Source organism: Streptomyces prasinopilosus, assembly GCF_001419695.1.
Classification (GTDB): Bacteria; Actinomycetota; Actinomycetes; order Streptomycetales; family Streptomycetaceae; genus Streptomyces; species Streptomyces prasinopilosus.
This window is the reverse complement of record NZ_LIRG01000517.1, coordinates 1-8,198: the sequence shown is the minus strand read 5'-3', so window position 1 is coordinate 8,198 and position 8,198 is coordinate 1. Positions and strand designations below refer to the sequence as shown.

Below are 8,198 nucleotides of genomic sequence, written 5' to 3'. Positions count from 1 at the left end.
GTGCCGGTGAGTAGGAGCCGGTGCGGCGACATAAAGGATTGGTCCGTCTTGCCGTGAACGGAGGGCGGGGCGCACTCGGGGAGCGGCGGACGGCGGGGCGAGGGGCGGGAGTGATCGGGAGTCCGGGGCGTGCCGGCCCCGCGGGGCTCGCGCCCGCGCGCCGGGAGCGCTTTCGCGCCACCGCCCGAAGGGGGCTCCGCGAACCCCGTGCCCGCACCGTCAAGACGCGAAGACATAACGGATTCGGGTCCGGCGCCCACTGCCCGCCGCGTTCAATCTATTGACACGTGCATTACAGGGGCTTTACGTTCCGGCCAACTGAGAGCGCTCTCAGACTCCCCTCCTGCAATGACGTGAGGTGCCGTATGCCATCCCCCCACACCAGACCGGCAGTAGTGCTGCTCCTGGCCTCAGCCCTCGCCGTCGTCGGCCTGGGCCCGGCCGCCGCACCGGCGGCCGCCGCCACCGTCCCCGTAGGCTCCGGCAGTTACTCAGACACCCGGCCCCCCGGCACGTCGGGCCCCACCACCAACACGGGAACGCCGGTCACCCCCAAGGTGACCGCCGCCGCGAAGAATCGGCCGGTGCCCACCAACGACTGGTGGTCCTCCCTCGCCTTCCAGCGCTACGGCGACAACCCGTACTCCACCCCCATGTACGGGCACCCCCTCACCTACCAGGCCACGGCCGGAGGGCTCGACGTCGGCTACCCGACGACCCCCGCGATCGTCGGTGACGGCCGCCAGTACGAGTACGCCCACAAGCGCGACCTCACCATCGGACTGGCCGGCCTCAACTCGCCCGACACCAAGGCCGACGACTGGTCCGACTGGACGGTCACCCCCCAGTGGTCCGACGGTACCCGCACCCTGCGCACCACCATCGGCCACGGCTCCCCGTTCGTGTACGCCAAGGGCTCCGGCGGCAACGCCCAGATCACCACCGCCGGCGCGCCCGCCGTCTTCGCCGACCAGGGCAACGTCCTCGGCATCACCGTCGCCGGGCACCACTACGCCCTCTTCGCGCCGACCGGCAGCGACTGGAACGTCGCCGGCTCCACCGTCACCGCGGGACTCGGCTCCAAGGACTACTTCTCCGTCGCCGTCCTGCCGTCCACCGACGCGCTGGCGACCTTCAAGAAGTACGCCTACAGCTTCGTCACCGACTCCAAGGTGACCTGGAACTACACCGGCGGCACCGTCAAGGCCACCTACACGCTCACCACCGAGGCGAAGGAAGGCACCGAGCGCGGCACGCTCCAGGCCCTCTACCGCCACCAGTGGCTGAACACCACGGACCCCCTCACCTCCTACACCTACGTCTCACCGCGCGGCACCATGAAGGTCCGCGAGTCGGCCTCCTTCACCACGAGCCAGAAGGCGTCGGCGGTGCTGCCCGCGCTGCCCAAGTCGAACGGCGTGGACGCCGCCCGACTGCGCGGTTACCTGAACGAGGTCGTCAACGCCGCCGACCCCTTCTCCGGCGCCACCGACACCTACTGGACCGGCAAGGCCCTCGGCCGCCTCGCCCAGCTCGTCCCGGTGGCCGACCAGATCGGCGAGACCGGCATCCGCGACCGGCTGCTCGGCCTGATGAAGGGCAGACTCCAGGACTGGTTCACGGCGGGAGGCGCGAACGAGTTCAGCTACGACAAGGACTGGAAGACGCTCACCGGCTACCCCGCCTCCTACGGCAGCGACACCGAACTCAACGACCACCACTTCCACTACAGCTACTACGTCTACGCGGCGGCGATCGTCGCCCAGTACGACCAGGGATGGGCCGCCGACTCCGCCTGGGGCGGCATGGTCAAGACCCTCGTCCGGGACACCGCCAACCCCAGCCGCACCGACACCGCCTTCCCCTTCCTGCGCGGCTTCGACGTCTACGCGGGCCACAGCTGGGCCTCCGGCCACCAGGGCTTCGCCGCCGGCAACAACCAGGAGTCCTCCTCCGAGTCCACCAACCTCAGCGCGGCCCTCGTCCTGTGGGGCTCCGCCACCGGCGACACCTCGCTGCGTGACCTCGGCACCTTCCTGCTGACCACCGAGTCGGAGTCGATCGCCCAGTACTGGTTCGACGCAGACGAGCAGGTCTTCCCCTCCTCGTTCCGCCACGACACGGCCGGCATGGTGTGGGGCAGCGGTGCCGCCTACGCCACCTGGTGGACCGCCAACCCCGAGGAGATCCACGGCATCAACGTCCTGCCCGTGACCGGCGGATCGCTCCACCTCGGCGGTGAGAAGGCCGCCATCCGGCGCAACATCGCCGAGATGGAACGGGAGAACGGCGGCCCGGCCGTCGAATGGCGCGACATCCTCTGGGAGTTCCAGTCCTTCGCCGACCCGGGCGCGGCCAAGGCGAAATGGGACGCGGGCCACGCCGGATACACCCCGGAGCAGGGGGAGTCGAAGGCACACACCTACCACTGGATCAACACCCTCGACGCCCTCGGCGCCCCGGACGCCACCGTGACCGGTGACATCCCCACCTCCGCCGTCTTCACCAAGGGAACGACCCGGACCTACGCGGCCCACAACCACGGGGCCACGGCCCGCACCGTGACCTTCTCCGACGGCAAGACCCTCTCCGTACCGGCCCGTTCCACGGCGACCGGCACCGGAACCGGTTCGGGGGACCCCGACCCCGACCCCGACCCGCCGACCGGCAACACCTTCCAGCTGCGCAGCGGCGGCACCCTGACCACGGCGACCGGCGGCACGGCGGGCAGCGACACCATCGCCTCCGCCGGGGGTGCCAACCACGACGGCACCCCGCACCAGCCGCTCGTCTACGAGGCCCGCGGCGTCAACGGCACGCCCGCCCCGGACGCCCGGACCGCCTTCCGGCTCCAGGTGGACGCGGGCGGCACGGTCGGGCTCGGCCAGCAGGCCCGGATCAGCTACGACTTCACCGGCGACGGCAGCTTCGACCGGACCGAGACGTACCACTACTTCGCGACCGACCCGGTCACCGGATGGGAGGAGTACACGCAGGCACGCGGGCTCAAGGCGTCCACGGGCGCGCTGAGCGACCTGAAGGGCGGCACCGTACGCCTCGAGGTGTGGAACGCCATCGGCAACGGCACCTCGAAGCTCCAGACGGGCACGGACAAGTCCGTACTCGTGATCCCCTACAGCTGAACCGGCGGCGGGCACCGGCCTCGGGCCGGTGCCCGCCGCACCGTCCGGCCCCGGGCCGCCCGCCTCCCGGCCGGATCCGGCCGGGCCGACGGCACACGGAAAGGGGCCCGGCGGTGCCGGGCCCCCGGGGGAGCGGTCGAAGGGGTGTGCCGTCAGCGGTTCACGCGTGACGGTGCGAGCTTCGGTTGCCGACGATGACGCGGTAGAGGGCGAGCAGGATGAGGGATCCGACGATCGCGGCGATCCAGGTGGAGAGTTCGAAGAACCCGTCGACGGAGTCGACGCCGAAGATCACCTTGCCGAGCCAGCCACCGAGCAGACCACCGGCGATGCCGATGAGCATGGTGATGATGATGCCGCCGGGGTCCTTGCCCGGCATCAGGGCCTTGGCGATGGCCCCGGCGAGCAGGCCGATGATGATCCACGCGATGATGCCCATGGTGCGTCTCCACTTCGTCGGACAAAGACTGTTCGGACAAAGACTGTGTTGACTCCTCGTGTGCACCGTTCGCGCCCGAACAAACGTCTCCTTCGCCGGCGTCCTGCGCCCGCGGTCCGTCGGCCCGGTCCGCGCGGCGACGGGCCGTCACGTCGGCCCGGTCGGGTGTTTCAAGCCGCCCGCACCGCCGCCGGGGACCCGGACGGCGGGGGAGCCCGGACCGTGGGGGCGGCGGAACGGTGCTGGTACGGACGATGACCGCCCGCCCGAGGAGCCCCTCCCGCCGACGGCTCCGGCCGGCCCGAGCGCCGCCGCTTTGTGTCTTCCGGAGTGGTGGTGTCTTCCGACTGTTCTAGGCTGTAATGTCCCCGACCCGGTAACCGTTCAGCAGCCTGCCCCGGAGTCCCGCGCCGTCGGTGGATGCAGCGGGGCCCCGCCGCCGGCGGCGGGCCCGGCGGCTCCCCCCAGGCATGGCACGTCGTCGCGGGGGCATCTGCCTGCCACGATCCGGGCGTGACCGGAACGGTGAGCAGGAGACGAGGGGCGACGGCATGCGAAGTGTGGGTGTGGAAGAGGAACTGCTGCTGGTGGACCCGGACAGCGGGGAGCCGGTCGCCGTTTCCGACGCGGCGCTCGCGGCTGCCGACCGCCGGGCCGGGCAGCACGGCGGGGACGGGGCGAAGGACCACCGGTTCGAGGGGGAGCTCCAGCAGGAGCAGGTGGAGTTCGCGACCGAACCGGTGACGGAGATGGGCCGGCTCCAGGAGGAGATCACCCGCTGCCGCGAGGAGGCGGCACGCCATGCGGCCAGTGCCGGTGCGAGGGTGGTGGCCGTGGCGACCTCGCCGTTGGCCGTGGAGCCGTCGTTGAGCGCCGGTACCCGTTACCGGTGGCTGGGCGAGCAGTTCGGGGTGACGGCCCAGGAGCAGTTGACCTGCGGCTGCCACGTGCACGTGTCGGTGGACTCCGACGAGGAGGGCGTGGCCGTCCTGGACCGCATGCGCCCGTGGCTGGCGGTCCTGACGGCGATGAGCGCGAACTCCCCCTTCTGGCAGGGGCAGGACACCGGCTACGGCAGCTATCGCAGCCGGGTGTGGAACCGCTGGCCGTCCGCCGGCCCGGTCGAGATCTTCGGGTCCGCCGACCGCTACCACGAGCAGGTCGCCGCCATGGTCGGGACGGGGGTCCTCCGCGACGAGGGCATGGTCTACTTCGACGCCCGGCTCTCCGCCTCGTACCCCACCGTGGAGATCCGTGTGGCGGACGTGTGCCTGGACGCGTCCGGGCCCGTGCTGCTGGCCGCGCTCGCGCGCGCCCTGGTGGAGACGTCCGCCCGGGCCTGGCAGGACGGCATACCGCCGGACAGGGTCGGGGCGGGTCTGCTGCGCCTCGCCTCGTGGCGAGCGGGACGCTCGGGTCTCGACGGCCCCCTCCTGCACCCCGGGACCATGCACGAGACCTCCGCCGCCGACGCGGTGTGGGCCCTGTACCAGCACGTGCGCGAGGCCCTGGTGGACCACGGCGACGACGTCCTGGTCCGCGAGGGCATCACCCGCCTCCTCGAACAGGGCAACGGAGCGCGCGCACAGCGCCGCCTGCTGGAGGAGGGCGACGGCCTCGCCCATGTCGTGCGCCGCTGCGCCGACCTGACCACGGGCGGCTGACGCCCTTCCGCCGGGGGGAACGGGGCCGCGACGGCCCGGACGGTGCCGCTCATGTGCTCGGACAGGGCCCGGCGGCACCGGTTGCCGTGAGCATGCAACAAGGTCGGGCGGGCAGACGGAGGGGGAAACGGGAGGAAGAATGAGCATGACGGTGGAGTCGGTCGAGCGGCCGGAGACGGAGACCGGCCGGTGCGGCGGGTGCGGCGGTCACGCCGCCTCTCCCGGGGGCGAGACGCCGGAGACACCGCGTGAGCGTGTCAACCGGCGGTGGAACGAGATCATGCAGGAGACGCGCGTCGCGCAGACGGGAGTCCAGATCCTCTTCGGCTTCCTGCTCAGCGTCGCCTTCACCCCCCTCTTCCACGACCTGGGCACGTTCGACCACGCCGTCTACGTCATCACGGTGGTGTCGGGCGCGGCGGCGACCGCGTCCCTGATAGCGCCCGTCTCCATCCACCGCTTCCTGTCCGGTCAGCGCATGAAGGACGAAATGGTGGAGGTGGCGCACCGGCTCATGATGGGCGGCATGGCCCTCCTGGCCGTGACGATCGGCTGCACCCTGTTCCTGATCCTGCACGTCGTCCTGCCGGGCCTCACGGCGAAGCTGCTCGTCGGCGCGGTGATGCTGTGGTTCGCCCTGTCCTGGTACGCCCTCCCCCTGTGGCTGCGCCGCCGCTCGGCCCGCCGGGCGGCGCGGCGGAACCCCTCCTGACGGACGCTCCGCGGGCGTCGCTTCCCTCGGCCGCCGGCCCGCCGACGGCTCCCGGGCCTCCCGCCGGCCGCGCACGAGTTCGCCGGAGCGGGCCGCGCGGCGCCGTGAGCGGGGGATCTCCCGTCCACGGAGGGGACGCCGAGGACGCGGGCGGGGCCGGCCGGGGACGGCCGGACCCGGCCGGCCGGATGGTGCCGGTGGCCGTGCGGCGGCGACGCATCCCGTGCCGCGGCGGCCCGCCCCACCGGAGCGTGGACGTTTCGGCGCGGGCACGCCCGCGCGGTCCCGGGTACCCGCAGGCGGCGGGGAAGCCGCCGGCGCCGTCACTTCCGGTAGCCGAGGATGGTCATCATCCCGGACTCGGAGTGGTACTGGTTGTGGCAGTGGAGCATCCACAGGCCCGGGTTGTCGGCGTTGAAGTCGAAGACGAGCTTGCGGTGCGGCAGCACCAGGGCGGTGTCCTTGCGGGCTCCGCCCGCATGGCCGCTGGTGAGGGCGAAGGTGTGGCCGTGCAGGTGGATGGGGTGCCACATGTCGGTGGCGTTGAAGAAGGTGAGGCGGACCCGTTCGCCCTCCCGTACGGGGTGGCGTTCTTCGACGGAGTAGGGCCGGCGGTCGAAGCTCCAGTCGAACTTCCCCATGCTCCCGGTCAGTTTGAAGCACAGTTCGCGGTCCGGCGGGCGTTCGCAGAGGGCCACGGATTCGTCCGGCACGAACCGCCTGGCCGGCACGAACCGGCCGTCGAGCTCCTCCGGGTGCGCGGAGCATCCGGGGAAGCTTCCGCCGCCGGTGCGCAGGACCGCCAGGGCCCTCGCGTTCTTGCCCTCCGCCAGCGCGACCAACGGGAACACCCCGTCCTTGGCGGTGACGAGCACGTCGTAGCGTTCGGCCATGCCCAGCAGCAGCGTGTCCGTCCGCATGTGCTCGACCGGGTAGCCGTCCGTGTGGGTCACGGTCATCTCGTGGCCGCCGAGTGCCACCCGGAAAGCCGTGTCGCTCCCGGCATTGATGATCCGCAACCGGATCCGGTCCCCGGGGCGGGCCCGGAAGACCGAGGGGGACCGGGGGAGACGGCCGTTGATCAGGTAGTACGGGTGATCGACGTGGCCGCCGGCACTGCGCAGCAGGTGGCTGTGTCCCTCCCGCAGGACGCGCGAGGGACCGGCGGGCTCACCGGAGGCGAGCCCGTCGTGTGCGGAGTCCTCACCCATGTCCATGGCGATCTCCCTGCCGTCGTGCAGCTGCGAGAGCACGCCGTCCGGGGTGGAGCCGTTCACGCCGTCCAGCCAGTCGTCCAGGACGACGACCCACTCCTTGTCGTAGGACAGCGGTTCCTTGGGGTCCTCGACGATCAGGGGGGCGTACAGGCCGCGGTCGAGCTGCATTCCCGAGTGTGAGTGCACCCAGTACGTGCCCGGATGCGAGAGGGCGAAGCGGTAGCCGAAGTCCGCGCCGGGCTTGACGGAGGGCTGGGTCAGGCCCGGTACACCGTCCATGTCGCAGCGCAGACGGATGCCGTGCGAGTGCAGCGTCGTCGCCACGGACAGGTGGTTGACGAGCGTGAGATCGAGGACGTCCCCCGCGCTGACCCGGATCTCCTTGCCGGGCAGCGCGTCACCGTACGCCCACGTCCTGACGGTCCGCCCGCCCAGGTCGAGGGAGGTCTCGGTGGCGGTCAGCACGAACGTGCGCAGGGGGCCGGACCCGCGTTCCCTCTCGGCGGCGAGGACCTCGGGATCGGACGGGTTCACGTACCCCTCGGGCCCTTTGGGGACGAAGCCGCCGCTCCGGCGGCCGGGGGCCCCGGCCGCCGGAGCGNNGGCCCGGAGTGCGGGCCCGGGCCGGAACAGGCGGCCAGGACTCCCGAGCCGATGGCCGTGATCGAGGCGCCGAGCAAGGCGCGCCGCGTAGGTGAGTGCATAGATAAATAAGACATGTCTTATGGTCATATATGCGGTAATTGGGTCGGCGCGTCTCGCGATTCGTCCGCGCCGCCCGGCGAGTCGTACGCNNGGTGGCCGGGGACGGCGAGGGGCCCCGCCCGCGACCGTCACCCCTTCATCGCACGTCTGTTCGAGTTACCATGAAATCCAGGCTCGGCCGGACATGGGCGAAGCATTCGCATCTCGTCAGCCGGAGCCGTGGAAAACACCTCCATGTCCGCATCAGGACTGGCCGGCGAACTCCGTCCGCGGCGCACGGTGCGTCCGTCCGGAGGGCCCGCCCCGCGCCCGCAGCAC

General features: G+C 71.7%; 4 protein-coding genes and 1 pseudogene. 3 read left to right on the top strand and 2 right to left on the bottom strand.

What is annotated here, in order from left to right; genetic code table 11:
• Positions 1–365 precede the first annotated feature (365 nt).
• A complete protein-coding gene (locus AOK18_RS20860; RefSeq protein WP_055695350.1) occupies positions 366–3,143 on the top strand; it encodes a glycosyl hydrolase in 2,778 nt (925 codons plus the stop codon).
• Between the two features lie 160 nt (positions 3,144–3,303).
• Here AOK18_RS20860 and AOK18_RS20855 read toward each other — a convergent pair whose 3' ends face one another.
• The gene (locus AOK18_RS20855) at positions 3,304–3,582 is read right to left on the bottom strand and encodes a GlsB/YeaQ/YmgE family stress response membrane protein (RefSeq protein WP_055573512.1); all 279 of its coding nucleotides are present in this window, start codon (positions 3,580–3,582) and stop codon (positions 3,304–3,306) included.
• Between the two features lie 551 nt (positions 3,583–4,133).
• On the opposite strand from AOK18_RS20855, the gene AOK18_RS20850 reads away from it, so the two are divergent.
• Together AOK18_RS20850 and AOK18_RS20845 are read left to right on the top strand one after the other, a co-directional pair.
• The gene (locus AOK18_RS20850) at positions 4,134–5,246 is read left to right on the top strand and encodes a glutamate--cysteine ligase (protein WP_055695349.1); all 1,113 of its coding nucleotides are present in this window, start codon (positions 4,134–4,136) and stop codon (positions 5,244–5,246) included.
• Between the two features lie 145 nt (positions 5,247–5,391).
• On the top strand, positions 5,392–5,958 hold the full coding sequence (locus AOK18_RS20845; RefSeq protein ID WP_099048924.1) for a DUF6328 family protein: 567 nt from the start codon (positions 5,392–5,394) through the stop codon (positions 5,956–5,958).
• Between the two features lie 323 nt (positions 5,959–6,281).
• On the opposite strand, the pseudogene AOK18_RS20840 reads toward AOK18_RS20845, so the two are convergent.
• A pseudogene (locus AOK18_RS20840) lies at positions 6,282–7,776 on the bottom strand (multicopper oxidase family protein); the annotation flags it as partial.
• Positions 7,777–8,198 lie beyond the last annotated feature (422 nt).

Coding starts and splice junctions, on each gene's coding strand:
- AOK18_RS20855 (WP_055573512.1), bottom strand. CDS start 3,582: ATGGGCATCATCGCGTGGATCATCATCGGCCTGCTCGCCGGGGCCATC.
- AOK18_RS20860 (WP_055695350.1), top strand. CDS start 366: ATGCCATCCCCCCACACCAGACCGGCAGTAGTGCTGCTCCTGGCCTCA.
- AOK18_RS20850 (WP_055695349.1), top strand. CDS start 4,134: ATGCGAAGTGTGGGTGTGGAAGAGGAACTGCTGCTGGTGGACCCGGAC.
- AOK18_RS20845 (WP_099048924.1), top strand. CDS start 5,392: ATGACGGTGGAGTCGGTCGAGCGGCCGGAGACGGAGACCGGCCGGTGC.